21 protein-coding genes and 6 pseudogenes are annotated in these 23808 nt (G+C 67.5%); 11 read left to right on the top strand and 16 right to left on the bottom strand.

Annotation, left to right across the window (positions count from 1 at the left end; all coding sequences use genetic code 11):
- Position 1 precedes the first annotated feature (1 nt).
- A complete protein-coding gene (locus tag ACQ86J_RS33940; RefSeq protein WP_431268968.1) occupies positions 2-862 on the top strand; it encodes a polysaccharide biosynthesis tyrosine autokinase in 861 nt (286 codons plus the stop codon).
- Between the two features lie 8 nt (positions 863-870).
- Positions 871-1950 carry a UDP-glucose 4-epimerase GalE gene (galE, locus tag ACQ86J_RS33945; protein WP_431268969.1) on the top strand — a complete coding sequence of 360 codons (1080 nt, stop codon included), beginning with the start codon at positions 871-873 and terminating at the stop codon, positions 1948-1950.
- Here galE and ACQ86J_RS33950 read toward each other — a convergent pair.
- From ACQ86J_RS33950 to ACQ86J_RS33965, 4 genes are read right to left on the bottom strand one after another with little or no spacing between them, the layout of a single operon-like run.
- Positions 1873-2910, bottom strand: a complete 1038-nt coding sequence (locus ACQ86J_RS33950) for an acyltransferase family protein (protein ID WP_431268970.1) — start codon at positions 2908-2910, stop codon at positions 1873-1875. The genes galE and ACQ86J_RS33950 overlap by 78 nt on opposite strands.
- Before the next feature lie 18 nt (positions 2911-2928).
- The gene (locus ACQ86J_RS33955) at positions 2929-3159 is read right to left on the bottom strand and encodes a hypothetical protein (RefSeq protein ID WP_431268971.1); all 231 of its coding nucleotides are present in this window, start codon (positions 3157-3159) and stop codon (positions 2929-2931) included.
- The gene (locus ACQ86J_RS33960) at positions 3102-3848 is read right to left on the bottom strand and encodes an O-antigen ligase family protein (RefSeq protein WP_431268972.1); all 747 of its coding nucleotides are present in this window, start codon (positions 3846-3848) and stop codon (positions 3102-3104) included. Before ACQ86J_RS33960 ends, ACQ86J_RS33955 begins: the two co-directional genes overlap by 58 nt.
- On the bottom strand, positions 3842-4327 hold the full coding sequence (locus ACQ86J_RS33965; RefSeq protein WP_431268973.1) for a hypothetical protein: 486 nt from the start codon (positions 4325-4327) through the stop codon (positions 3842-3844). Before ACQ86J_RS33965 ends, ACQ86J_RS33960 begins: the two co-directional genes overlap by 7 nt.
- A gap of 69 nt (positions 4328-4396) precedes the next feature.
- On the opposite strand from ACQ86J_RS33965, the gene ACQ86J_RS33970 reads away from it, so the two are divergent.
- Together ACQ86J_RS33970 and ACQ86J_RS33975 are read left to right on the top strand one after the other, a co-directional pair.
- Positions 4397-4765 (top strand): hypothetical protein, encoded by a 369-nt coding sequence (locus tag ACQ86J_RS33970; RefSeq protein ID WP_431272771.1) that lies wholly within the window; start codon positions 4397-4399, stop codon positions 4763-4765.
- Positions 4659-5561 carry an acyltransferase family protein gene (locus ACQ86J_RS33975; protein WP_431268974.1) on the top strand — a complete coding sequence of 301 codons (903 nt, stop codon included), beginning with the start codon at positions 4659-4661 and terminating at the stop codon, positions 5559-5561. The genes ACQ86J_RS33970 and ACQ86J_RS33975 overlap by 107 nt, the downstream gene beginning before the upstream one ends.
- 50 nt (positions 5562-5611) lie before the next feature.
- Here ACQ86J_RS33975 and ACQ86J_RS33980 read toward each other — a convergent pair.
- From ACQ86J_RS33980 to ACQ86J_RS33990, 3 genes and pseudogenes are all read right to left on the bottom strand, one after another.
- A pseudogene (locus ACQ86J_RS33980) lies at positions 5612-6160 on the bottom strand (glycoside hydrolase family 5 protein); the annotation flags it as partial.
- Between the two features lie 240 nt (positions 6161-6400).
- Positions 6401-6679, bottom strand: a complete 279-nt coding sequence (locus ACQ86J_RS33985) for a hypothetical protein (RefSeq protein ID WP_431268975.1) — start codon at positions 6677-6679, stop codon at positions 6401-6403.
- A 174-nt stretch (positions 6680-6853) separates the two neighbouring features.
- Complete coding sequence (locus tag ACQ86J_RS33990) at positions 6854-7282, bottom strand: HlyD family efflux transporter periplasmic adaptor subunit (protein WP_431268976.1); 429 nt, start codon at positions 7280-7282, stop codon at positions 6854-6856.
- 271 nt (positions 7283-7553) lie between these two features.
- Between ACQ86J_RS33990 and ACQ86J_RS33995 the strand changes: the two genes are divergently transcribed.
- On the top strand, positions 7554-7823 hold the full coding sequence (locus ACQ86J_RS33995; RefSeq protein WP_431272772.1) for a hypothetical protein: 270 nt from the start codon (positions 7554-7556) through the stop codon (positions 7821-7823).
- Positions 7824-7844: 21 nt separating this feature from the next.
- Here the strand turns inward: ACQ86J_RS33995 and ACQ86J_RS34000 are convergent.
- The 4 genes and pseudogenes from ACQ86J_RS34000 to ACQ86J_RS34015 form a co-directional block, all read right to left on the bottom strand.
- Positions 7845-8198: pseudogene (locus ACQ86J_RS34000) on the bottom strand (hypothetical protein); the annotation flags it as partial.
- Positions 8198-8494, bottom strand: a complete 297-nt coding sequence (locus tag ACQ86J_RS34005; protein WP_431268977.1) for a hypothetical protein — start codon at positions 8492-8494, stop codon at positions 8198-8200. The gene ACQ86J_RS34005 and the pseudogene ACQ86J_RS34000, both read right to left, overlap by 1 nt.
- Entirely contained in the window at positions 8460-9965 is a 1506-nt protein-coding gene (locus ACQ86J_RS34010) for a type I secretion system permease/ATPase (RefSeq protein WP_431268978.1), read from the bottom strand. Before ACQ86J_RS34010 ends, ACQ86J_RS34005 begins: the two co-directional genes overlap by 35 nt.
- A complete protein-coding gene (locus ACQ86J_RS34015; RefSeq protein WP_431268979.1) occupies positions 9925-10428 on the bottom strand; it encodes a hypothetical protein in 504 nt (167 codons plus the stop codon). Before ACQ86J_RS34015 ends, ACQ86J_RS34010 begins: the two co-directional genes overlap by 41 nt.
- A 344-nt stretch (positions 10429-10772) precedes the next feature.
- Between ACQ86J_RS34015 and ACQ86J_RS34020 the strand changes: the two genes are divergently transcribed.
- Together ACQ86J_RS34020 and ACQ86J_RS34025 are read left to right on the top strand one after the other, a co-directional pair.
- On the top strand, positions 10773-12044 hold the full coding sequence (locus ACQ86J_RS34020) for an outer membrane beta-barrel protein (protein WP_431268980.1): 1272 nt from the start codon (positions 10773-10775) through the stop codon (positions 12042-12044).
- 194 nt (positions 12045-12238) lie between these two features.
- Complete coding sequence (locus ACQ86J_RS34025; RefSeq protein ID WP_431268981.1) at positions 12239-12808, top strand: WecB/TagA/CpsF family glycosyltransferase; 570 nt, start codon at positions 12239-12241, stop codon at positions 12806-12808.
- Between the two features lie 71 nt (positions 12809-12879).
- Here ACQ86J_RS34025 and ACQ86J_RS34030 read toward each other — a convergent pair whose 3' ends face one another.
- The 5 genes and pseudogenes from ACQ86J_RS34030 to ACQ86J_RS34050 form a co-directional block, all read right to left on the bottom strand.
- A complete protein-coding gene (locus ACQ86J_RS34030) occupies positions 12880-13404 on the bottom strand; it encodes a glycosyltransferase family 2 protein (RefSeq protein ID WP_431268982.1) in 525 nt (174 codons plus the stop codon).
- Positions 13340-13747 carry a glycosyltransferase gene (locus ACQ86J_RS34035; protein WP_431268983.1) on the bottom strand — a complete coding sequence of 136 codons (408 nt, stop codon included), beginning with the start codon at positions 13745-13747 and terminating at the stop codon, positions 13340-13342. Before ACQ86J_RS34035 ends, ACQ86J_RS34030 begins: the two co-directional genes overlap by 65 nt.
- A gap of 166 nt (positions 13748-13913) precedes the next feature.
- Positions 13914-14839 (bottom strand): annotated as a pseudogene (locus ACQ86J_RS34040) (glycosyltransferase family 2 protein).
- Positions 14840-14936: 97 nt separating this feature from the next.
- Positions 14937-16391, bottom strand: a complete 1455-nt coding sequence (locus ACQ86J_RS34045) for an exopolysaccharide biosynthesis polyprenyl glycosylphosphotransferase (protein ID WP_431268984.1) — start codon at positions 16389-16391, stop codon at positions 14937-14939.
- A gap of 263 nt (positions 16392-16654) precedes the next feature.
- Positions 16655-16945, bottom strand: coding sequence for a GtrA family protein (locus ACQ86J_RS34050; RefSeq protein ID WP_431268985.1), 291 nt, complete (start codon positions 16943-16945; stop codon positions 16655-16657).
- Between the two features lie 371 nt (positions 16946-17316).
- Here ACQ86J_RS34050 and ACQ86J_RS34055 point away from each other — a divergent pair.
- The 4 genes and pseudogenes from ACQ86J_RS34055 to ACQ86J_RS34070 all read left to right on the top strand — a co-directional run.
- A pseudogene (locus ACQ86J_RS34055) lies at positions 17317-18905 on the top strand (ABC transporter substrate-binding protein).
- A 90-nt stretch (positions 18906-18995) separates the two neighbouring features.
- Positions 18996-20593, top strand: a pseudogene (locus tag ACQ86J_RS34060) (ABC transporter substrate-binding protein).
- Positions 20594-20608: 15 nt separating this feature from the next.
- Complete coding sequence (locus tag ACQ86J_RS34065; protein WP_431272632.1) at positions 20609-22189, top strand: ABC transporter substrate-binding protein; 1581 nt, start codon at positions 20609-20611, stop codon at positions 22187-22189.
- Positions 22186-23762: pseudogene (locus ACQ86J_RS34070) on the top strand (ABC transporter substrate-binding protein); the annotation flags it as partial. The gene ACQ86J_RS34065 and the pseudogene ACQ86J_RS34070, both read left to right, overlap by 4 nt.
- Positions 23763-23808 lie beyond the last annotated feature (46 nt).

The raw sequence follows: 23808 nt of genomic DNA on the forward strand, positions 1-23808 counted from the left end.
GATGGTCATCGCGGCGACGGTGCTGGGCGTTGTGTTCGGCTTGCTGGTGATCTGGTTCCTCGAACAATCGGACAGCACCCTGCGGTCCGGCGAGGAGATCCGCGCCGGGCTCGGGCTGCCCTGCCTGGCACTGGTGCCGATGCTGCGGCGCGGCCTGCTGGGCCGCCACCGGGTCGAGGACTATGTCGTCCGCAAGCCGCTGAGCCCCTTCGCTGAGAGCATGCGGACGCTGCGCGCCGCGCTCTGGCTCGGGTCCGAACCGCCGCGCGTCGTCGTCATCACCGCGGCGCGACCAGGCGAGGGCAAGACCACCACCTCGGTCGCGCTCGCACGCTCGGCGGCGATGAACGGCGAACGCGTGCTGCTGATCGACTGCGACGTCCGGCAGCCCTCGCTGGGCCGGGTGTTCCGTTGTGAGGGTGCGCCAGGCGTGACCGACCTTCTGCTCGGTCAGGCGGTGCTGGAGCGGATCATCCGCCGCGATCACCTGTCCAGCCTCGACTACATCCCGGCCGGCGCGGCCGAGATCCATTCGCTCGGCCTCTTCATGTCCGAAGCGATGGCCGGGCTGCTGGATCGCGTCAGGCGTGACTATGACCTTATCGTATTGGATGCGCCCCCGGCCCTGGCCATGGCCGATGCGCGAGTTGTGGCGCGGCTTGCGGATGCAACCTTGCTTTGTGTCCGCTGGCGCGATACCCCGCGCTCGGTGGTGCGCAACTCCCTCGGGCTGCTCGAGGAAGCGCATGCACGGGTCGTGGGCGCGGCCCTCACGCAGGTTGATGCCAAGGTGCATGGCCGGTCCGGCTATGCGGATGCCGAAGTGTATCATCCGCGCTACGGGGGTTATTTCAGGGAATAGGGGCTCTAATGGACGGACGGCGTTTCCTCGTCACTGGCGGGGCCGGTTATGTCGGCAGCCATCTCGTCCGAACCCTGGTGCAGCGTGGTGCGGAGGTCGTCGTGGTCGACGATCTCCGGCAGGGGCATCGGGCAGCGGTGCCTGGCGGTGTGGAACTGGTCCAGGCAGAGGTCGGCGACCGCCGCCGGATGGCGGAGGTCTTCGCCGCCTGGAAGTTCGAGGCCGTGTTCCATTTCGCCGCGCTGTCCCTGGTCGGGGAAAGCATGCGCGATCCGCTGCGCTACTGCACCGAGAACCTGTCGAACAGCCTGATCGTGGCGGATGCCGCGGTGAAGGCCGGCTGTCTGAAGTTCGTCCTCTCATCGACCGCGGCGCTGTTCGGCTTCCCGAAGCGCATCCCGATCGACGAGGAGGCGGAGGTCGCCCCGGTCTCCGCCTATGGCGAGCACAAGCTGATGGTGGAGCGCGGCCTGGCCTGGGCCGACCAGGTGCATGGCCTACGCAGTGCCAGCCTGCGCTACTTCAATGCCGCCGGCGCCGACCCGAGCGGCGTCATCGGCGAGGACCATGACCCGGAGACGCATCTGGTGCCGCTCGCGATCTGCGCGGCGCTCGGCACCCGGCCGCCCTTGACCGTCTTCGGCACCGACTATCCGACGCCCGATGGAACCTGTATCCGTGACTATGTCCATGTGCTGGACCTGGCGGATGCGCATATCCGGGTGCTGGAGCGGCTGATCCAGGCGAGTTGCCGTTACAATATAGGCAACGGCACCGGTTATTCTGTACGCCAAGTCATCGATGCGGTGGAGCGGATCGGCGGCCGTCCGGTGCCGCATACGCTCGGGCCGCGGCGGCCGGGTGATCCAGCAGTGCTTGTCGCCTCCTCGGCCAAGCTGCGCGAGGAGACCGGCTGGACCCCGCGTTATGGTGCGCTCGACGACATCGTCCGGACCGCCTGGGACTGGCATTCGAACCACCCGAAGGGTTCGACGACCGCCGCTGATCCGTCAGTCGGTAAGCCGGTCCAGCATAGGGATCCGGCGCAGCACCAAATGCTTGAGGAGCAGCGGCAGGGCCACCCCTGACAGCATGGCGATGGCCAAGTGCAGTGGGAAATTCGCTGCCGTATAGCCAACACCGAACCTGATCAGCCCCGCCTTGGCCGCACCGATTGCCAAGGTGTTGAACAGGTAGATCACCATTGCATAGCGCCCGAGCGTCACCGGCCAATTCGGCCGCGACAGCGGCGGTCGGCGGATCAGCCCGTGCAGGGCGGGGATGCAAAGGAGGCCGCAGAGCACCAGCGACCAGCGGTCGTTGATGTACCAGGGCACATCAACCCAAACCGACATCGAGGCGAGCAGTGCCAGGCCGAACAGCAGCCACCACACGCCCTGCCGCCGGTCCATCAGCGGCAGCAGCCGGTCCTGCCGTTCGGCCACCCAGGCGCCGGCGGCGAAGAACAAGAAGAAGCGGGCGAAGCGGTCCAAATAGGCGACCGGCGGCACGTCGAGGATCAGCAACGCCAACCCCAGCAGCACCAGCCCCGTCGTGCCGATTCCGGCCCGGAGCAGCACCATCGCCGCCAGGGTGCAGAGGAAAAGCACCAGCAGGTACCAGACAGAGGTCGCCGGGCTGTGCGATGTGTCCCACAGGAGGTCGAACAACCCGCCCCATAGCCCGTCGGGCGGGTTGTCGACAACCAGCGCCTGCATCGCCACCCATTTGGCGCCGAGGATCAGCAGGCCGATACCGAAGAAGGAGCAGCAGACGCTGCGCCCGCCGGAGCATCTGGCGCGGCCAGCTGGCGGGGGCGCCAGCAGCACGCCGCTAAGGACCGCGACGGTGCCGCTGAGATACAGGAAGAAAGGCATGTGGAAGCGGTACAGCGCGTAGCGAAATGGCTCGTACCAGCCACTGCCCTCCGGCGGGGTATTCGCTACCAAGTGGCCGGCGACCACGAGCAGGATCGCGTAGCCCTTGGCCCGATCGAGGTCGAGCCGGCGTTCCCGCTTCGGGCGTGCCGGCAGGGTGGCTGCGGCCACCGGCGTCGTATCCGGCATTCAGCCGAGGCCGCGGGCCTGACGGGCGAGGGCGGCGGACATCGCGCCTTCCTCCGGCCCGGCATCCCGCCGGCCGTGCCGAGACCGCTGCGGCACCATCTCCCGCGCGTCGATCTTGGCGCGCGCCATGGCGGCGTAGAAGAAGCTGAACTGCATCAGCGCGGTGCTGGCGATCAGCGTATTGTCGAAGCCGCTGTGCAGCAGTGCCGCGAGCAGGCCGGCCCGCAGCACCAGCCGGTCTGCCGGTGGCGCCTTTTCGCGCCGCTCCAGACCCAGAGAATGATCGACAGGAAGATCGCTGCACAGCCGATGATGCCGGCATCGACCGATAGCCGAAGGTATTCATTGTGCGCGGCATTGCTGCCGAGCAGGCGGATGGTCGGGTCCTCAGGATTAACGATAAGCTTGCCCGCGCCGAGGCCGAAGCCGAACAGCGGGCGCGCTTCGATTGCCTCAATGAAGTAGGGCCAGATGATGTCGCGGCCCGACATGTTGTCCGACATTCCGGCAATGCGGTCGAAGGCGAAGTAGATGGCGGGGCCGAGCGCGAGCACCCCTGGGATCATCCCACCCATCGCCAAGTCCACCTTGCGCTGCAGCGGGAAGATCTGGCGGTTGGAGAAGAGGAAGATGATGCCGAGGAAGACCGCCACCGCGATCAACGGCGCCCGCGCCTGAGTGAGCAGCAGGATCGCGAGGTCGAGCCCGCCGATGATCAGCCATTGCAGCTTGAAGCCACGCAGGTATTCCAGCGTCGCGGCGAAGATGGCAGTGACGCAGAAGCCGCCAAGGAAGGGCGGCGTGTGCAGCCCCTGGAACCGGCCACCGATGTCAAACAAGGGCCAGATGCCCGCGACCGTGGTCAGCACGGCGCCCACCGCGCTGATGATCGGCACCAATGCGGCGCCACGGATCACCATCGTCCAGACCCGCCGTGGTGCCAGCGCGAAGCCAGCGCGAACGGTGCGGTCGAGCCGATGAAGCTGCGGACCATGTCGGCATTCGTGGCGATCCGCCCCATGGGCAGGATGGCGATGCTGAGCCCCGCGATGGCGATGAAGGTAAGGAAGGGCCAGTTAATGTCGCTGGCCGGTCCATAGCGCAGGAGCAGCGCGCCGGCGAGCGCGAAGGGCACCGTCTTCACTGCCGCGGCGCCGAGCGAGCCGCCGATGCCTGCCGCCATCTGCGTCTGGATATCGAGTCCGAGGCCGCAGCAGAGTATCAGCACCAGCACGAGCGCACGCGGAAATTGGTAGAAGGCCAGCGCCGCGAGCACTAGCACCATCAGCGGGACAAGCTGGAGCATGCGCTCCGGCATCGCCACGGCGCCGATCAGGATAAAGGCGGCGCCGAGCAGGGCGATGAGGCGCTGCGTCGCGGGCGAGAGGGCGATGTTCATGCAACGGTGTTGTCCCATGCGGGCAGGGGACAGGACAAATCAGGGTTGTGTCAGGTGAGGGGCCGCGAAGTGATGCAGGCGACAGGTTCGGGGCAGCGGCATGCGGGCCTCACGCGGCTCCGCTTCTTCCTGATCGGCTGGGTGATCCTGTATCACCTCAACCTGCCGCTGCACGTGACCGACACCTGGACCTGGCTCGGCCCAGTGCTGTGGCGCGGCTATCTGGGCGTCGACGGCTTCTTCCTGCTATCGGGCTTCGCGCTTTGGCTCGGCTACGGCACTCGGCCGCCGCGCGGCTGCCGCGGGGACGTGGCGTTTCCTGCTGCGCAGGGTGGCGAAGATTTGGCCGCTGCATGCTGTGGCGCTGCTCACGCTGGCGCTGCTGGTCGGGCTTGCCACGGCGCTTGGCGTGACGATCCGAGCTCCGGAGCGGTTTAGCGCGCGTGACTTCGTCCTGCAGCTTTTCCTGGTGCATGGCTGGGAGACGACCGACCGTTTCAGTTGGAACTACCCGTCCTGGGCGCTCTCGGTCGAGTGGGCTGGTTACCTGGTCTTCCCGTTGGTGTTGGCCGCGCTGCTGCGGATGCCTCGGGCGCTGCTGCCGATCGTTCCGTTGCTGGGCCTGGCTGGCCTCGCATGGCTGAGCCTGTTCGGCCCGATTGGCGGGCTGAATTATACGCTTACCTACGGGCTGCTTCGCTTTGGCCTAGAGTTTGTCCTTGGCCTGGGCCTGGGACGGCTGGCGACGGAGGACCGGCTGCCGCCAATGCTGCCCTGGCTGGCTCTGGCCGGCCTGCCTCTCGGCCTTTGGCTGCAGGAGGACTCGCTGACGGTCCTAGGCTTGGCCGGCGCATTGCTGCGCATCTGGCAGGCGGGGCTGGGCAAGCCGGTCCCGGCGCGGCCGGACCTGCTGCTCCGACTCGGCGAGGCGTCCTTCGGAATCTATCTGAGCTGGGTCTTTGTCGAGGCTGGCGTGGTCGGCCTGCTGCGCCTGACCGGGCCTGGTCCGGGCGGCCGGGCGGTCCTGATGGCGGCCGGCTTCGCCGCGACGCTCGCGGCCGGCTGGTGCGCTTGGCGCTGGGTGGAGAGTACCGGCCCATCGCTGGATCCTGGCCCGGACCGATCGTCGGCGGCCGGTAGCGATTGCCGGTGCTCAGCCCAGCAGTGCGCGAACCTCGGGATAGGGGCTGGCCCGTCATCCGGCTGCATACGGTACCAGCTGCCATGGCTGTAGGACCACAGCGTCGCGGGCAGACCCAGGGCGCGCAGTGCTGGCAGCCCTTGTCGAAGGTCCTGCGTCCAGGTGGCGCGGTCGGCCTGGCCGCCGCCCTTACCATTGTACTCGGTGACCAAGACCGGGATCCGGTAGCGGTCCCGCCAAGCCGCGGCATCGGCGAAGCGCTTCCGCACCTCCGCGGTTTGCCCGCCGCCATAGTCATGGACCTCCGCAATGGTCCAGGGATCGGTTGGTGGGGCGATTTCCAGCAGGGAACGCAAACTGTTCCACTCCCGCCCGCCCCAGGTCAGCAGGTGGCGCGGCGCGGCGGCGCGCAGAACCGCCAGCATCCGGTCGCGTACCGGTCGCCAGGCGGCCGTTGTCTCGAAGGCGGGCTCGTTCAATGGCGCGAGGGCGACCATCTCCGGGTCCGTGCGGTTGGCGAAGAAGCGGGCGCGGGACGCCAGCTTGTCCCACGCCTCGGCTTCCGGCGTATTCTGCTGGACGATGTCGTTGAGGCCGAAGAGCACAGGTAGTCCGGCGGCGTTGGCATCCCCGATGGCCTGCTGGAACTGCTCGAGAAGCTCGCTGCCGCCGCCGCCGCCGGGGACGAACATCCGCACATGGTCGAAGCCGGCGGCGCGGAAATCCTGCCACCAGCCACGGCCGAGGCGGCGAGGATGGTTATCGCGGGCGACCGCGTACCAGCGTTCGAGATTAGCGCCGCAACGTAGGCGCGCTAACCGGGTGCGGAGATCGCCCGATTGCGCTGATACGGGGGGATGTGAGCAGGGCGGCAGCAAGGAGACGGCGGCGGGGAAGGCGCGGAAGAAGATGCTGCAGCACGACCTCGGGGGTCAGCCGAAGCGGAAGGCGCTTGCGGGCGGCGGAACGTCCGTGGGCGTCTCGGCGGCGGGCTGCTGGGCCTGCTGCTCCCGCATCCGGGTCTCGACCTGCTTCAACAAACCGGCGAGGCCATTCACCAGCCCCGGCAGTTGCACCAGCGGGACGACGAGTTGTCCCGCGGCGGTCAGCTTGCCGTCTGGCCCGGTCTGGGCGAGCGTAAGCCGTGCTACCCCGAAGGTGACGCTGCCGTCGAGGATGCCGTCGCAGAAAAGCGTGGGGCCACTGGTCATGTCATCGGCTCCGGAGCTCGGATCGCACTACTGATGGTGCTTCGTATCGTCATGTGCAAGGCGTCGTGCCGGGCGGCGAGGCGCCGCCGCCCGGCCGGGCCTGGCTACTGTTCCCGGAAGGCGCGGCTAAAGCTGTCGCGCAGCGGCTGCGTGATGTAACGCCAGAAGGTCCGCTCACCGATCTGGATATGCGCTTCCACAGGCATGCCGGGTGTCAGGAACACGTTCGGCAGGTGCGCGAAGCTGGTCCGGATCGATCAGGACATAGGCCCGGTAGTATTGCTGGCGGGTCTGCTCGTTGCTGGTAACGTCGGCGGCGACCCAGGTGACATGGCCGTGCAGGAACGGCACCAGCCGCTGCTTGAAGGCCGGCAATCTCACCTCAGCGCGCAGGCCGGGATAGACGACGTCGATGTCCATCGGCTGGACGTTCACCTCGGCCACCAGGCGGTCCTTCGCCGGGACCAGGTCGAAGATCGTGTCGCCGGGCTTGACCACGGCACCGACGGTGAAGACCTTCTGGTTGACCAGCGTGCCGTCCTCCGGGGCGATGATGTCGCGCCGCGCGGAGATGTCGACCGCCGCCCGCAGCTTCTCCTCCACGTCCGTCAGCTTGGAGCGAACGTCTCGACGGTCGGTGGCGGCCTCGGCCAGACGCTGGTCGAGGGTGGTCTGAATCTGCTTGCGGGCCTCGTCGATCGAGGCATTGGCCCGAGGCGATCTGGCCGTTCAGGTCGTCGATCGTGCCCTCGAGCGACGCCGTCGCGCGCTGCGAGCGCCAGCAGTTCGGGCAGCCGGCCGAGCCCCTGGGACACCAGGCTGCGGCGCATCTGCTCTTCCTGCTTGGCGAAGACCAGCTTGCTGCCGCGTGGCGTTGAGCTGGCCCTTCGCGCCGGAGATGAAGCCCAACTGCTGGTCGATGCGGGCATGCAGCACTTGGACCTGGCTGTTCAGGGTTCGCCTGCCGAGCCTCGAACAGGGCGCGCTGGCCGGTCACCGCCTCCATGGCGCGCGGGTCGGGGCTGTTCCGCAGGTCCTCGGGGAAGGTGATCTGGGCGGCACGGCCGATTTCCGCCTCCAGTCGGGCATCCTGCGCCAGCAGGGCCCAGCGCTGCGCCCGCTGCATCTCGAGCACGCTGTCTGACTGCGCCGGGTCGAGCCGCATGATGACGTCGCCGGCCTTCACCTTGGCGCCGTCGCGGGCGAGGATTTCCCTCACCAGGCCACCTTCCAGATGCTGGATCGTCCGGCGGGTGCCTTCGACCTTGATGGTGCCCGGCGCGACGGAGGCTTCCGCCAGCGGCGCCCAGCCCGACCAGATTGCAAAGCCGACGACAAAAACCAGGAACACTACGAGGCCGAATATCATCGGCGCACGAGTTCGCGGCCTTGCCGTATCCAGTAGCGGATGGGACGGGAAGGGCGGTAGGTTTGAGCCGAAATCATGCCTCGGCAACGGCGCCAGCGCGCGCGGAGCCGCCGGGGCGAGGGCGGTCTGGGCTTCTGTGGTGACGCTCATCAGGCGGCACTCCCCTCAAGGCGCTGGCTGGGCTGCGGCGGGGCCACTTCGGTCGGGCGGGGATTCATCAGGCGCTTGAGCACCTCGGCGCGCGGGCCGAACATCTCGAGCGCGCCATCCTTCAGCAACAGCACCTTGTCGACGCCCTGGACCAGGGTTGGCCGATGGGAGACCAGGATCACCGTGGTGCCCTGCTCCTTGAGCCGCTCCATTGCCATGGTCAGGGCCGCTTCGGAGTCGCCGTCTAGGTTGCTGTTCGGCTCATCGAGCACGATCAGCTTGGGCCGGCCGAACATCGCCCGGGCCGAGGCCGACCAGCTGGCGCTGGCCCCCGGAGAGGTGCTGGCCGCCATCGCCGATCTGGGTGTCGTAGCCATTCCGCAGACGGAGGATCATCTCGTGGCAGCCGGCGAGCTTGGCCGCCTCGTAGACCGCGGCCGGCTCGGCATCGGCCATGCGGGCGATATTGGTGAAGACGGTGCCGTCGAACAGCTCGACATCCTGCGGGAGGTAGCCGACATGGCGGCCGAAATCCTCCCGCATCCACTGGTAGACATCAGCGCCGTCCAGCCGGACGGTGCCGGCGGAGGGTGCCAGGGTGCCGATCAGCAGGCGGATCAGCGTGGTCTTGCCGGCCGCTGAGGGACCGATCACCGCCAGGCTCTCGCCGGGCTGTAGGGAGAAGTTCACGCCCTTGATCAAGGCCGCGCTCTGGCCCGGGAAGGCGTAGGAGACCCGCTCCACGGTGACGCGCCCGGTCGGCTCCGGCAGCGGCATGCCGGCGGGACGCAGCCGCGGCTCGGTCAGGAAGGACTGTAGCCGGCGGAAGGATTGCCGCGCCTGTACGAGCTGCTTCCAGCCGCCGATCAGCTGTTCAACCGGGGCGAGCGCCCTGCCCATGATGATCGAGCCGGCGATCGAGGCGCCCGAGGTCAGCTCCTGCTGCAGCACCAGGTAAGCGCCGACACCAAGGATGGCGATCTGCACCGCGAGCCGGAAGAACTTGGTGGCCGCGACGAGCATTGCAGCGCGGTCCGCGGCGCGCTGCTGCGGCACCGTCATGGCGGCGACGGATTCACGCCACTGGCCGATAACCGCCGGCAGCATGCCCATGCTGTCGATCACTTCGGCATTGCGAGTGATGCTCTCGGCCCGGCGCTGCGAGTTCATGGCGGCGATGTTGGACTCCCGGAGCAGCTTCGAGGTCGAGAGCTCGCTGGTCAGGGTCAGGCCGAACAGGATCACCGCGCCGGACAGGGCGATGAAGCCCATGACCGGGTGCAGCATGAAAATAAAACCGAGATAGATCGGCACCCAGGGCACGTCGTACAACGACAGCGCGCCCGGCGAGCCTAAAAACCCGCGGCAGACCGCGAGGTCGCGCAGGGCCTCCATCCGGTAGGGCCGCCCGCGCAAGGTGCTCTCTAGTGCGCGGACGAAGCCTTCGGGGGCAACCCGCTGCTCGACCCATGCCGCCAGCCGCTGCATCACCTGACCTCGCACGGCTTCCAACAGCGCGAGCACCAGGGTGGCGACTATGGCGATGAGCGAGAGGAAATACAGCGTGTCGAGGATGCGGCTGGCGAGCACGCGGTCGAACACCTGCATCATGTAGATAGAGGTGGTGAGCTGCAGCAGGTTGACCACACCACTGAAGACGCCGACGAGGAGGAACTGCTTGCGGCAGGCACGCAGCGCCCGTTGCAGCGGGGTGACGGTGGCATTCTCAAAGCCGGCGGAAGGCCCGGCAATCCGTGCATAGGACATGCGTCAGCCTGCGAGGAAGGCCGGCAAGGCCGGCCAGGGTTGCGGGGTGGAGCGCCAGCCAGGCGGCCAGCCCACCGGCCAGGGCCAGTGCGACAAGATTAGCCAGCAGGATGGTGCCGAAGCCGGGCGGCCGCGACAGCTTGGCAAGCTGCTCTGCCGCTGCCTCGCGGCGGATCCTGTCGATGGAGTTGTGGAGATAGCGGAATGCATGGTCACTGAGCGCCGCCGCGGCAGCCTGGCGAGACCGCTCGATGCCGTCGGGCGTCGTGGGATGGCCGGCTTCGGTGGCGAGGGCGAAAGCCAGCAGGTCCAGAACGCGCTCCTCGGAAGGGCGCCCCGCAACATAAATGTCGAGATCGCGAGCCGATTGGCTCTGGGTATGTGGTAGCTCAGTCGGACCGGACGGTTCCGGCCGCAATGTCGTAGTCGTGGCCATGTTTAGGCTCCGAATCGGGCTGCCCATACGGGCAGCGCCAAGGTTCGCTGCCGCCCGGCGGGTGCGTGACACCGTGTGGCGCGAACAGGGGCCGCCCCGTGCGACCATAGCGCGGGGAGACGACGGGCCGAATACGCGCGCGCGGCGGCCGCAATTGCAAGCCCAAACGACCAAACCATATGAGAGTGTAACCTAACTGGGTGGTTATGGGCGACCCTATCGCGCCTTGGCGCGGATTAGTGACCGGGGTGGCCGATCTCCAAGACACATGCCGGGTTGCTTTTGCCCGCGCGACAGAACGTGATCGTTGCGATTTGTCGCGCCGCCGCCGCCGCTATGGTAGCAAGCCCCCCGTGGGATTTGGGGGGTGGATGGTGAGCAGGATTCCAGCCTGGATCGCCGGCGCAGTTTTCCTGGGCGGGTTGCCGCTGTCGGAGGCGGCCGCGCAGGCGGATAGTGGTATCTCGCGCCAGGACGTCGAACGTGGCGTAACCGTCACATCGCGGCAGCGGCGAGACTATAACCCGCTCGGCGTTCGCCTTGGCGGCTTCACCCTCAATGGCCAGATTGATGGCGGGCCGGGGTATGACAGCAACCTTGAAGGCACGAAGACCAACAAGAAGTCTGACGGCTTTATGGACGAGGCGGCTGCGGTCACGCTCGACAGTGACTGGACCCGGCACGGCGTCGGTATTTCGGGCAACATGGACAGCCGGCAGTACTTCACCAATAACGGGTATAATTGGGTCGATTGGGATCTCGGCGGCTATGGCCGCTACGATTTTGATGCCAGAACCAATACCGAGGCTCGCTACCGGCATTACCGTGACCACCTTGATGTCTATAGCGTTGACGTGCAGTCGGCAGGTATCACACGGCCGGTGCCGTATGACTCCGACGAGTTCCAGGTCAGCGGCACGACCCAGTTCGGCCGTGTCGGCCTGCTCGGCACCGGGATGCACCGCACTTATCGGTTTCAGGATGTGGTCATCGGGGGCGTGCCGAATCGCGTCTCGCTGAACGATTTCGACACGACGATCGGGGCACTTGGCACTAGCTATGCCTTCTCCCAAGGACGCTACGCAAACGTTATATTTAGGGTTCAGGACATCAACTTACCAGAAACAGGCATCGCAGGGTCGCGACAGCTTCACCTGGGAGGTGCTGGGCGGCTTCACCTACGATTTCGACGGAGTTTGGCAAGGGCGCATCGCCTTTGGCTGGCGGGAGCGCGATTACAAGGATCCAGATCTGAAGAACTTTGCCGGGCCTGCCGTGGAAGGCCAATTGACCTGGGCGCCGACCCTGTTGACCACGGTCCGGCTGAACGTCGCCCGGACCATCGAGAGTCAATCCGCGTGGACGCGGTCAGCTTCTACCGAACCCTGGGCGCCGTCGGCGTCGACCATGAGTTGAAGCGCAACATTATTCTCAGCGCCGATTTCCGTGCCGACTACCGTGAGTACCAGAGTCCAAACCAGACCGCCTTCGACGGTGTTTTTACCGCGACCGCGCGTTACCTGATCAACCGCAATCTCTCGGTGGTCGGAACTTATGCCTATTCCCGTCGTTTCGAAGCCACTAATGGTTTGTCAGAATTCGATCGCAACCTCTTCCAGGTCCGGCTCCGCGTTGCCCTTTGACCAGGGGCAAGCGGGCGTCCCGACCCGCCCGCTATTGGGGCTGGACTTCGCCGACATGTCTCTCGGCGCGGTCATAGGCTGGCTCGGCTGCGCGCCCGGCGGATGCCCCCTTCGGCTATGTCGTGACCCCGAATGCCGACCACTTGGTCCGGATACAGCGGCAGCCTCGACTGCGACCGCTTTATGCCGATGCCATGCTCCGCCTGCTGGACAGCCGGGTCGTCGCCCGGGCGGCCAAGGCCGCGGGGTTGCCGGCCCCCGCAGTGGTGCCGGGCAGCGACCTGACAGCTCATCTGGTGCGGCAGGTGATCACTCCCGAAGAGCCGGTCACCATTCTCGGGATGGAGCCGGAAGCGGTAGGTGCCCTGGCGCAACGCTGGAAGTTGCGACACGTACACCATTTCAATCCCTCCATGGGCTTCGAGCGCCACCCGGAGTCGATGGAGCAGGCGATCCGCTTCATCGAGGAACATCCGGCGCGCTTTACCTTCCTTGCGGTTGGCTCGCCGCGGCAATGCATGGTGGCGCACGCAGTCACGCAGCGGGGCCGGGCGCGTGGCACCGGCCTCTGCATCGGCGCCAGCCTGCTTTTCCTCTCCGGACACGAGCGACGCGCACCGCGACCGGTTCAGCGGGCTGGTCTGGAATGGGCCTGGCGCCTGGCACAGGATCCACGGCGCTTGGCGCGGCGCTATCTGGTGGATAGTCCGGCGGTGCTACGACTTTTGCGGGATGAAGCCCGGGCGCGCCGCGAGCCACATTGAAGAAGCTCGCGGCGCTGCGCAAGACCTGGGCTCCACCAGCCCCGACTGCGGCTGGTTCCGCCCTGTGGATCCTACCGCGTCGCGGCGCCAGGCAGGGCGGCGAGGAGTTCCGCCCGGACCCGCCGGGGCAGCCCACCGCGATGCGCGGTGTCGTTCTTTGCCAGATAGTCGCGTGCCGCTTGGCTGAGCCGGTAGAGCGCCGCCTCTTCTGGATTTGGCGTGAACGCTTGCGCCAGCCGCAGCGCCGCCGGCCCGGCTCGCAACCCTTGGGCCAGCACTCCATTGCGGGCCCCCTTCACCTGATAAGCGAGGAAGCGAGGCAGCAGTGAGCGGAGGCCGGCGCCGTATTTCAGGCCAATATAGATACGGTTCCGGACAAAATGGTACCAGCGCGTGCCGTTCCAGGCGAAACGCCGCTCCCCACTGACCTTGTGGCGGACCGCGATGTCGCCGCGGTAACGGATACGGCGCCCCATGTTGATGGCGCGAAGAGCGAAGTCGAACTCCTCCCAACAGAAGAAGAGCGCATCGTCATAGCCGCCTGCTGCCTCGAAGTCGGACCGCCGAATGGCATGCCCCGCGCCGACGAAGGTCACTGCATCGAAGCTCTCGGCCGATCGCGGCAGCAGCCCGGGGGTAACCCCAGGAAGAGAGGTCATCGGCGCCGCTGGAGAAGACCAGAATGCGGCAGGCTATGGCGGCGAGATCCGGCTCGGCCACCAACGCTTGCGCCGCTTGGGCGAGGGTGTCTGTTCCGGCGAACTCGGCGTCGTTGTCCAGCGCGAAGACGCACCGCCCGGTGCCAAGCGCCGTCGCCCGATTCCGCCCACCGGCGACGCCCCAATTGCGATCGAGCTGCACCAGGGTGGCGTCCTTCGCCCCTTCCACCGCCGCAGCCAGCAATGCCAAGTTTTCCGGCCGGCTGCCCTGGTCGGCCACCCAGACATGTGCTTGGCGATGCCCAGCTGCTCCCGGGCCGAGGCGATCGCCGCAACCGTGTCCTCCGCCCGGTCAAGCGCCAGGATGATGACATCGGCATCGTAACCCGATTCGACCGGACCAATGGCCCCGGCGATGTGCCGCGGCGGCGGATAGGCGGGCAGGCTCATCCCGGTCGGATTCCTTCGAAATCGGGCGCCGGGATCGCCAAGTAGGCGGTCCGCTTCGCCTCCATCCGGCCGCGGGTGACGGTGTCGAGGATCATCCCGCAGGCGAAGGACAGGAAGGACAGCAAGACGAGGCCCATGGCGAGCACCGCGGTCGGCAGCCGCGGCACCAGGCCGGTGGCCAGGGATTCCCCAGACTACCGGGGTGCCGAAGCCGAGCCCGACGAGCAGCAGCGCCGCGGCTATCCAGGAGAAGAAGGGGAGGGGCTTCTCACGCTTCACCAGGGCGATGATGGCCTTGAGGATGCGCCAGCCATCCGAGAAGGTCCGCAGCTTCGAGGTGCTGCCGGCCGGCCGGTCCTTATAGGCCGTCTCGACCTCGCCGACCGGCAGCATCAAGCTCGAGCGCATGGACGGTGAACTCAGTCTCGGTTTCGAAGCCGGCCGCCAGTGCCGGGAAACTCTTTACGAACCGGCGGGAGAAGACCCGATAGCCCGAGAGCATGTCGGTGATGCGGTTCCCGAAGATGGTCCGCACCATCCCGGTCAGCATCAGATTGCCGAAGCGGTGGCCAGGCCGGTAAGCTTCCTGGATATCGCTGATCCGGATGCCGGTCACCATGTCCAGCGTCTCGTCAACCAGTTTGGCGACCATACGCGGGGCAGCGGCAGCCTCGTAGGTATCGTCGCCGTCAACCAACACATAAATGTCGGCCTCGATATCGGCGAACATCCGGCGAACTACATGGCCCTTGCCCTGCAGCGACTCAGTGCGGACGATCGCGCCGGCGGCGCGTGCCGCCTCCACCGTCCGATCCTTCGGATTATTGTCATAGACATAGATAGCGGCTTCGGGCAGGGCGGCCCGGAAGGCCTCCACCACGCGGGGGATCGCTACCTCCTCGTTGTAGCAAGGCACCAGCACGGCGACGCGCGGCGCCGGGCGGTGCTGATCCGGATCGAATCCCGGGACAGTCTGCGGCAGGGTATCGGGCAAGCGGAATCTCCGGCGGGACGTGGTCTCAGCAGGCATTGCGCATCCGCGCAACGGCCAGCAGGGTCCGCACCAGGATCACGAGATCGAGCCAGGGCGACCAGGTCTCGATATACTCCAGATCGCTTTCGACGCGTCGAATAAGCTTGTCCTCGGTTTCGGTCGGTCCCCGCCAGCCGCGCACCTGCGCCAAGCCGGTCAGGCCCGGCTTCACTCGGTGCCGCGCCGCATGGCGGGCCATCACCTCCTCGAAAGGGCGGCCGCCGGCGCGGGTGCCGGGGGCATGCGGACGCGGACCGATGAAGGACATTTCACCGCGCAGCACGTTAAAGATCTGCGGCAGTTCGTCGAGCGAGGTGCGCCGGAGGATGGCGCCGACGCGGGTAACCCGCGGGTCGCCGGCCATGACCTGCTGCCTGACCGAATGGTCGGCGGCATCGTGGTACATGGTGCGGGATCTGAGGACGTAGAAGTCGCGATTGTTGAAGCCGGTGCGCTTCTGCCGGAACAGCGCCGGGCCCGGGCTGTCCAGCCGCACGGCCAGCGCGATGAGTGCCATGGGCACCGCCGCGATCGCAAGGGCGCCGAGCGCCAGCGCATAATCCTCGATCACCTTCACCACGGCGGCCCAACCGCGGATCGGCCGGTCCGCCAGCCGCAGCAAGCGAGGCGCCTCTGCTGCGTTGTGCCGATAGGCCAGCAGATCCGGGGCGAGGCAGACGTCCACCGGGTAATCGGCCAGCAAGGCCTGCATGTCGCGCACCCGACGTTCTTCCGCCCAGGGCATGCAGAGGATGACCTGATCAACCTCGCCTCGGCGGATCATGCCGTCGAGTGCGGTCACCGGGCCAAGATAGGCCAGTCCGCCGCTACCGACAGCGGCTGACGCATCATTGTCCACCAGACCGAGCAGCGCGACCCCTTGGTCGTGCCGGCCGGCAATGCTGGCGGCGAAACGAGCCGCTTGCGGGCCATTGCCGACCAGTACGGCCCGCTGGCGCGTGACCTGCGGCATAGCACGGAAGGCGGCGGCCGAACCGAGGCGCCCGGCCAACAGCATCGGCGCCGCAAGACCAAGCCACAGCAGTGCGGCGCCGGGCCGAAAGGTGACCGGCGCGCCGAGCACCAGTGCTGCAGCGGCTAACCCGCTGCCCCCCATGACCAGCGCGCCGAAGGCGGCGGATATCGCCCGGCGACCTCCGAAAAGCGCCGCATGAGCATAGCCACCGCCGAACCCGGCCAAGCTGATGGTCAGCGCGGCGAAGAAAGCGACCAACTGCGGTGAGGGCGAACCGCGCTCCAGCGGGACATATTGCAGGATGACCCCCGAGAGGATGACGGCGAGCGCATCCAGCCCGGCGACCAGCGCCGCAAGCAGGGTGGGCGAGACTGGACGGGGCAGTCGGCGCGGCCGACGTAGAGGCTCAGGCAACCGGACACCGGCAAAGCCAGGCCAAGCCGCATCGGCCACTGCCGGCAGCATGGGCGGAGTCCTTGGTGCCGTGTTCGGATTGGCTCATGCCATGCATGCGCGCAGTCCCGGATGGGGGGCTGGCCGTTGGAACAGCCGGGTGGATCGATGCTGGGGCATGGCCTTTGCCGTCCTTTAGTTGCGGGACGGACGGCCGTTGCCGCCCTGGCCAAAGACGAAGCGCCGCGAGAGAACGAAGTTCCCAAACAGGCCCGCCAGGGACCCAGCGGCGACACCCAGCACGGGGGCCGCCGCCACCAATGGGACGAACGCGATCAGGGCGGCATAGGTGCCGTAGTTGAAGGCGAAGCCGACCAATTCACCGCGAGGAAAAGCGCCCACTGCTGGACCGGGCTTTTGCTTGCCGTGCCACGAAACGTCCATGCACGGTTGAGTGCGAACGTCGTCGTGGCCGCGGCTAGGTAGGACAGCACGCGGCCGAGCCACGGCCCGAGCCCGAGCGCGATCGCTACGGTCAGCATGCCGGAGTCGACCACGAAACCGGCGATCCCGACCACGCCAAAGCGCAGCAGCTTCAACTGCGACGCGGGCACGTTCGGGGCCAAGTCGCGCGGCCCAGACCGGGATATCAGTGCTCTCGGTGATGGGGGCGGCGGTCATGTCATGCATCTCGGATGACAATGATCTACCGGTCCGGGAGCGGCGAAACAAACCACGCCGCGGTGACGAGACGGCAGCCATCGCCTTCCATTGCCGAGATGGCCGTCACGTTCCACGGCGTGAAATGGACCGAACTCCGCTGGGCACGTCAGCCGGTGTCCCAGGCTCGAGGGTGGGCGTGTCCGGCAAGGGGCGTCAGATGCGGGCGGCCAGGAACCGAGGCCCCGGCGCCGTGGGGGTGAGGACCCAACCCTCTTGCGCAACTGCGACGGATCGGGCTTGCCTTGCAACGGCGTCACTATCTAGGGACCAAATCATGGATCGTCGTAGCTTCCTTCTTGGGACGGCAGGGGCGGCAACCCTGTCGCTCGGCGCCCCAGCGCTGGCGCAACCGGCCGCCGGACGGGTGCTGAGATTCATCCCGCAGGCGGACCTAGCGGTGATCGACCCGATTCTGACCACCGCCTATGTGACCCGGCACCATGGCTTCCTGATCTACGACACGCTCTATGGGATCGACGGGCAGTTCAGGGCGCAGCCCAGATGGCCGAAGGGCACGTGGTGGAGGATGGTGGGAAGCGGGTAACCGTTACCCTGCGCCAGGGGCTCCAATTTCATGACGGCGCGCCGGTCTTGGCCAAGGACGCGGTGGCCAGCATCAAACGCTGGTGGCAGCGCGACGCCATGGGCCAGGCGCTGGCCTTGGCGACGGAGGACCTCTCGGCGACCGACGACCGCACCCTGACCTTCAGGTTGAAGAAGCCCTTTGCGCTACTCTTCGACGCGCTGGCCAAGCCGGGCAGTCCTGTCTGCTTCATCATGCCGGAGCGCGTCGCGGCGACCGACGCCAATACCGCCATCAAGGAGATGGTCGGCTCCGGCCCCTTCCGCTTCAAGGCGGATGAGCGGATCGCCGGCAGCAAGCTGGTCTATGAGCGAAACCCGGACTACCTGCCGCGCCAAGGCGGCGCCGCGGGAATGGACCTCGGGTCCCAAGGTGGTGAATTTCGACCGGGTCGAGTGGAATGTCATCCCCGACGCCTCGACCGCGGCCAATGCGCTGCAGTCCGGCGAGATGGACTGGTGGGAGCAGCCGACCGCCGACCTGCTGCCGCTGCTGAAGCGCGCCCGCGGCGTCAAGGTCGAAACCTATGATCCGACCGGCCTGCTCGGCCTGTGCCGCTTCAACCACCTGCACCCGCCCTTCAACAACCCGGCCATCCGCCGTGCCCTGCTCGGAGCTACCAGCCAGGCCGACTACATGACGGCGGTGATCGGCACCGACAAAAGCATGTGGAAGGAGAATGTCGGTTTCTTCCCGCCCGGTACCCCCTTCGCCTCCGATGCCGGCCTCGCCCCGCTGACCGGGCCGCGCGACTATGCCAAGGTCAAGGCCGACCTGACCGCAGCCGGCTACAAGGGGAGAAGGTGGTGCTGATGGGCGCGACCGACTTCCCCTCGCTGAATGCCCTGGCGCAGGTCTGCCTCGACATGCTGCAGAAGTCGGGGATGAACGTCGACTATGTCTCGACCGACTGGGGCAGCGTCGTCGCCCGCCGGGCGAACCGGAACCCGCCCGACCAGGGCGGCTGGAACATCTTCCTCACCTTCTTCACCGGGCTCGACTTCTTCAGCCCGGCCGGCCATCTCGGCCTGCGCGGGAATGGGCTGAATGCCTGGTTCGGCTGGCCGACCATGCCGAAGGTCGAGGCGCTGCGCGGCGAATGGTTCGACGCCCCGAACCTGGCCGAGCAGCAGCGGATCGCCCGCGAGATCCAGCTCGAGGCCTTCCAGGAGGTGCCCTACATTCCGGTTGGTTCCTACCTCCAGCCCTGGGCCTACCGCACCAATATCAGCAACGTGCTCAACGGCATGCCGCTGTTCTGGAACGTGAAGAAGGGCTGAGGGCCAACTCAGGCCGGACCGCTGCGGGGTGCCTGGAAAGGCAGCCCGCAGCATGATCTACTCCGTCGCAACAAAGGCGGGGTCCGGGCCATGCTTCGACGCGACGTTCTCCTCGGCAGTGCGGGCATGGCGCTGGGCGGTGCCCTTGGTGCCCCCGCCCTGGCGCAGCCGGGCGGCAGCCGGCTGCTGAGAATTCATCCCGCAATCGGATCTCGGCATCCTCGATCCGCATATCACCACCGCCTATGTCACCCGCCACCACGGCTTCATGGTCTTCGACACGCTTTACGGCATGGATGCGCAGTTCCGCATCACGCCGCAGATGGCCGAGGGCCATGTGGTCGAGGATGAGGGCAGGCGCTGGACCATTACCCTCCGCAGCGGGCTGAGAATTTCATGACGGAGCGCCGGTGCGGGCGCAGGACTGCGTTGCCTCGATCCGTCGCTGGGCGGCGCGACATCCGTTGGGCCAGAAGCCTGAACGCGCGACTCGAGGAGATGGCCGCCGCCGATGACCGGCGCATCGTCTTCCGCCTCAAGCGCCCTTATCCGCTGCTGGCCGAGGCGCTGGGCAGCCTTGTCACGCCCTGCTGCTTCATCATGCCGGAGCGCCTGGCGCAAACCGACGGGTCGAAGCAGGTGACCGAGATGATCGGCAGCGGCCCCTTCCGCTTCAAGGCGGATGAGCGCGTCCAGGGCAGCCGCTTCGTCTACGAGCGCTTTACCGACTACGTATCCCGCGAGCAGGGCGAGGCAAGCTGGACGGCCGGGCCGAAGCGGGTGAACCTCGACCGCGTCGAATGGATCGTCACCCCGGACGCCTCGACCGCCGCGGCAGCGCTGCAGAATGGCGAGATGGACTGGTGGGAGGTGCCGACCTCCGACCTGCTGCCGCTTCTCAAGCGGAACCGCAATGTCGTCATCGATATGCCGAACCCGACCGGACTGATCGGCTGGGGCCGGTTCAGCCACCTGCACCCGCCCTTCGACAATCCGGCGATCCGCCGGGCGCTGATGGGTGCGGTGAGCCAGGAGGACTACATGACGGCGGTGACCGGCACCGACCGCAGCCTCTGGCGCGACCATGTCGGCTTCTTCCCGCCGGAGACGCCGCTGGCGAGCGAGGCCGGGCTCGAGGTGCTGAAGGGCCCGCGCGACTTCGACAAGGTCAAGCGCGACCTGGCCGCGGCCGGCTACAAGGGGAGAAGGTGGTGCTCCTGGCCGCGACTGATTTCCCAACGCTGAACGCGCTCGGCCAAGTTGGCAACGACATGCTGCGTCGGGCTGGGATGAACGTCGAGTTCGTCGCCACCGACTGGGGCAGCGTGGTGGCGCGGCGCGCCAGCCGGGAGCCGCCGGAGAAGGGCGGCTGGAGCATCTTCTTCACCTTCTGGACCGGGCTCGACGTGATCAATCCCGGCGTCAACCAGCCGCTGCGCGGCAATGGCAAGGATGGCTGGTGGGGCTGGTCGACCTCCCCGGGCATGGAGGCGCTGCGGCAGCGCTGGTTCGATGCGCCTGACCTGCCGACGCAAAAGGTGGTGGCACGGGAGATGCAGGTGCTGGCCTTCGAGGAGGCGCCGACCCTGCCGCTCGGCCAGTACTTCCAGGCCACGGCGTTCCGGCGCAGCCTGAGCGACGTGCCCAAGGGCATGCCGCTGTTCTGGAGCCTGAAGAAGACCGCCTGACGCCGGGAGACCATGATGCATCGACGCAGCCTGCTGGCCGCTGCCGCCGCCGGCCAGCCTGCCTATTTTGCCATTGCTCAGCCGGCGAGCAGCCGCGTGCTGCGCATGGTGCCGCAGGCTAACCTGACCAGCATCGACCCGATCTGGACCACCGCGAACATCACGCGGAACCACGGGTTCATGGTCTACGACACGCTCTATGGCCTCGATGCCGGCTTCCGCGACCATCCGCAGATGGCCGAAGGCCACGTGGTGGAGGAGGAGGGCCGCAGCGTCACCATCACCCTACGCAGCGGCCTTCGCTTCCACGACGGCGAGCCGGTACGCGCTGCCGATTGCGTCGCCAGCATCGCCCGCTGGATGAAGCGCAACCCGACCGGCCAGAAGCTCGAGACGGTGCTCGACGAACTCGTCGCGGTGGATGACCGCAGGCTGCGCTTCCGGCTCAAGCGGCCCTTCCCGATGCTGATCCGCGGCCTCGCCTCGCCCGCCAACCCGGCGTGCTTCATCATGCCGGAGCGGGTGGCGAAGACCGACGCCTTTCAGCAATTCCGCGACCCGACCGGAAGCGGCCCCTTCCGCTTCAAGCAGGACGAGTTCAACAGCGGCAGCCTCGTCGTCTACGAGCGCAACCCTGACTACGTGCCGAACCCGGTCGGTCAGCCGAGCCTGACGGCCGGGCCGAAAGTGGTGCATTTCGACCGGGTGGAATGGCGCATCATCACCGATGCCGCGACCTCCGCCGCCGCCCTGCAGCAGGGCGAGATCGACTGGTTCGAGCAGCCGCCGCCCGAGCTGCAGACCCTGCTGCGGCGCAACCGCGCCATCGCGGTCGAACCGATCGACCCGCTGCCGCTGACTGGCATCCTGCGCTTCAACCACTTGCATTCGCCCTTCAACGACAAGCGGATTCGCCAAGCGATCCTGCCCGCAGTCGATCAGGCGGACTACATGGCGGCGATCGTCGGCGCCGACGCGGCGCTCTACCAGACCGGGGTCGGCGTCTTCACCCCTGGCACGCCGTTGGCGAACGATGCCGGGCTCGAGCCGCTGACCGGGCCGCGCAGCATCGACCGCGCCAAGGCGCTGCTGCGCGAGGCTGGCTATATCAACCAGCCGATCCGGCTGATCGGGCCGACCGACATCGTGGCACCGGCCGCCATGACGCAGGTGGCGGGCGACATGTTCCGCCGGCTCGACGTCAACCTCGACTTCGTCCTGACCGACTGGGGCACGGTCGTGCAGCGGCGGTCGAGCCGCGAGCCGCTGGAGAAGGGCGGCTGGTCGGCGCTGCTCACCTCCTTCTCCTCCTTCGATTTCCTCGACCCTGCCGGCCATATCCCGCTGCGCGGCAGCGGCACCGGCGCCTGGCCGGGCTGGCCGACCATCCCGCGGCTCGAGGCCCTGCGCGATGCCTGGTTCGATGCGCCGGACCTGCCGACGCAGCAGCGCCTGGCGCGGAAGATCCAGGCGGTGGCGATGGACGAATTGCCCTTCGTGCCGGTCGGCGCATACATGTCGATCACTGCGCTGCGGCGGAACATCACCGGCCGGGTACCGGGCTTCGCCATCTACTGGAACATGAAGCGCGCATGATCGGGCGGCGCGCCCTGCTCGGCACCGGTGGCGCACTGCTCGCGGCGCCGGCGCTGACGCAGCCGGCCGGGGCGCGGGTGCTGCGCTTCGTGCCGCAGGCCGATCTCGGCGGGCTGGACCCGATCGCGATCTCCTCCAACGTCATCCGCAACCATGGCTACATGGTCTGGGACACGCTGTATGGCGTGGACCATCAATTCCGCACCCATCCGCAGATGGCCGCGGGCCACCTGCTCGAGGATGACGGCCGGACCTGCACCATCACCCTGCGCGAGGGCCTGCGATTCCATGACGGCGAGCCGGTGCGGGCGGAGGATTGCGTCGTCTCGCTGCGGCGCTGGATGCGCCGCAGCCCGATGGAGTCAGGTGCTTGCCGCGCGGACGGAGGAGCTTGCCGCGTTGGATGACAAGCGCTTCCGCTTTCGGCTGAGGTCGCGCTTCCCGCTGCTGATCGACGCGCTGGCGGTGCCGTCCAACCCGCAGCCCTTCATCATGCCGGCGCGGCTGGCCGCGACCGATCCCTTCCAGCAGATCCGCGAGCCGACCGGCAGCGGCCCCTTCCGCTTCGTAATGAGCGAGTTCCGCCAGGGCGCCCGGGCGGTCTGGGAGCGCAACCCGGACTATGTGCCGAGCCCGGGCGGCGGCAGCGGGCTGACCGCCGGGCCCAAGGTGGTGCATCTCGACCGGGTCGAGTGGGCCATCATCCCCGATGCCGGCACCGCCGCCGCGGCGCTGACCGCCGGCGAGGTCGATTGGCTGGAGCAGATGCCGGCCGAGATCCAGACGCTGCTCGGCCGCGACCGCCGCCTGCTGCTGGAGCCGATCGACCCGATGCCGCTGCCGGGGCAGTTCCGCTTCAACCATCGCCAGCCGCCCTTCGACAACCCGGCGATCCGCCGCGCTTTCCTCCCCGCGATCAGCCAGGAGGATTTCATGACTGCGATCGTCGGGCCGGACCCGGCGAAATACGTCAAGGACATGGGCTTCTTCACCCCGGGCAGTCCCTTCTCCAGCGATGAGGGTCTGGCGCCGTTGAAGGGACCGCGCAGCATCGAGCAGGCGAAGCAGGCACTGAAGGCAGCCGGCTACAAGGGCGAAGCTGGTGCGGCTGCTTGGCACCACCGATATCGTTTCCACCACCGCCCAGGCGCAGGTGGCGGCCGACCTGCTGCGGCGGCTGGAGATCAACGCCGATGTGGTGCTGACCGATTGGGGCACCGTCGCACAGCGGCGGATGAACAAGGGGCCGCTCGACCAGGGCGGCTGGTCCATCGCCTGCTTCGCCACCTCGGGCATGGATTTCGTCAATCCGGTGACGCATCTGCAACTGCGCTCGGACGGCGCCAATGCCGCGCCCGGCTGGCCGGACCTGCCGGAGGTCGAGGCGCTGCGCGCCGAATGGCTGGAAGCGCCGGACCTGCCGGCACAGCAGGCGATTGCCCGGCGCATCCAGGCGGCGGCAATGCAGGGCCTGCCCTATATCCCGACCGGAGCCTACTACTCCATCACCGCGCACCGGCGGTCCCTGGTGGACCGGGTCAAGGGCTTCGCCATCTTCTGGGAATCCGGAAGACCTGACCAAGAATGGTCGGGACCCGACCTCGGAACCATAGATGAGG

This window comes from Dankookia sp. P2 (genome assembly GCF_050632255.1).
In the GTDB taxonomy this organism is placed as follows: Bacteria; Pseudomonadota; Alphaproteobacteria; order Acetobacterales; family Acetobacteraceae; genus Paracraurococcus.

Bases quoted from the DNA above. Each gene is read 5' to 3' on its own strand.
- ACQ86J_RS33940 (WP_431268968.1), top strand. From the start codon at position 2: ATGGTCATCGCGGCGACGGTGCTGGGCGTTGTGTTCGGCTTGCTGGTG.
- galE (WP_431268969.1), top strand. From the start codon at position 871: ATGGACGGACGGCGTTTCCTCGTCACTGGCGGGGCCGGTTATGTCGGC.
- ACQ86J_RS33960 (WP_431268972.1), bottom strand. From the start codon at position 3,848: ATGGTGATCCGTGGCGCCGCATTGGTGCCGATCATCAGCGCGGTGGGC.
- ACQ86J_RS33965 (WP_431268973.1), bottom strand. From the start codon at position 4,327: ATGAACATCGCCCTCTCGCCCGCGACGCAGCGCCTCATCGCCCTGCTC.
- ACQ86J_RS33985 (WP_431268975.1), bottom strand. From the start codon at position 6,679: ATGACCAGTGGCCCCACGCTTTTCTGCGACGGCATCCTCGACGGCAGC.
- ACQ86J_RS34005 (WP_431268977.1), bottom strand. From the start codon at position 8,494: ATGTTCGGCCGGCCCAAGCTGATCGTGCTCGATGAGCCGAACAGCAAC.
- ACQ86J_RS34010 (WP_431268978.1), bottom strand. From the start codon at position 9,965: ATGTCCTATGCACGGATTGCCGGGCCTTCCGCCGGCTTTGAGAATGCC.
- ACQ86J_RS34015 (WP_431268979.1), bottom strand. From the start codon at position 10,428: ATGGGCAGCCCGATTCGGAGCCTAAACATGGCCACGACTACGACATTG.
- ACQ86J_RS34020 (WP_431268980.1), top strand. From the start codon at position 10,773: ATGGTGAGCAGGATTCCAGCCTGGATCGCCGGCGCAGTTTTCCTGGGC.
- ACQ86J_RS34025 (WP_431268981.1), top strand. From the start codon at position 12,239: ATGCTCCGCCTGCTGGACAGCCGGGTCGTCGCCCGGGCGGCCAAGGCC.
- ACQ86J_RS34045 (WP_431268984.1), bottom strand. From the start codon at position 16,391: ATGCTGCCGGCAGTGGCCGATGCGGCTTGGCCTGGCTTTGCCGGTGTC.
- ACQ86J_RS34065 (WP_431272632.1), top strand. From the start codon at position 20,609: ATGCATCGACGCAGCCTGCTGGCCGCTGCCGCCGCCGGCCAGCCTGCC.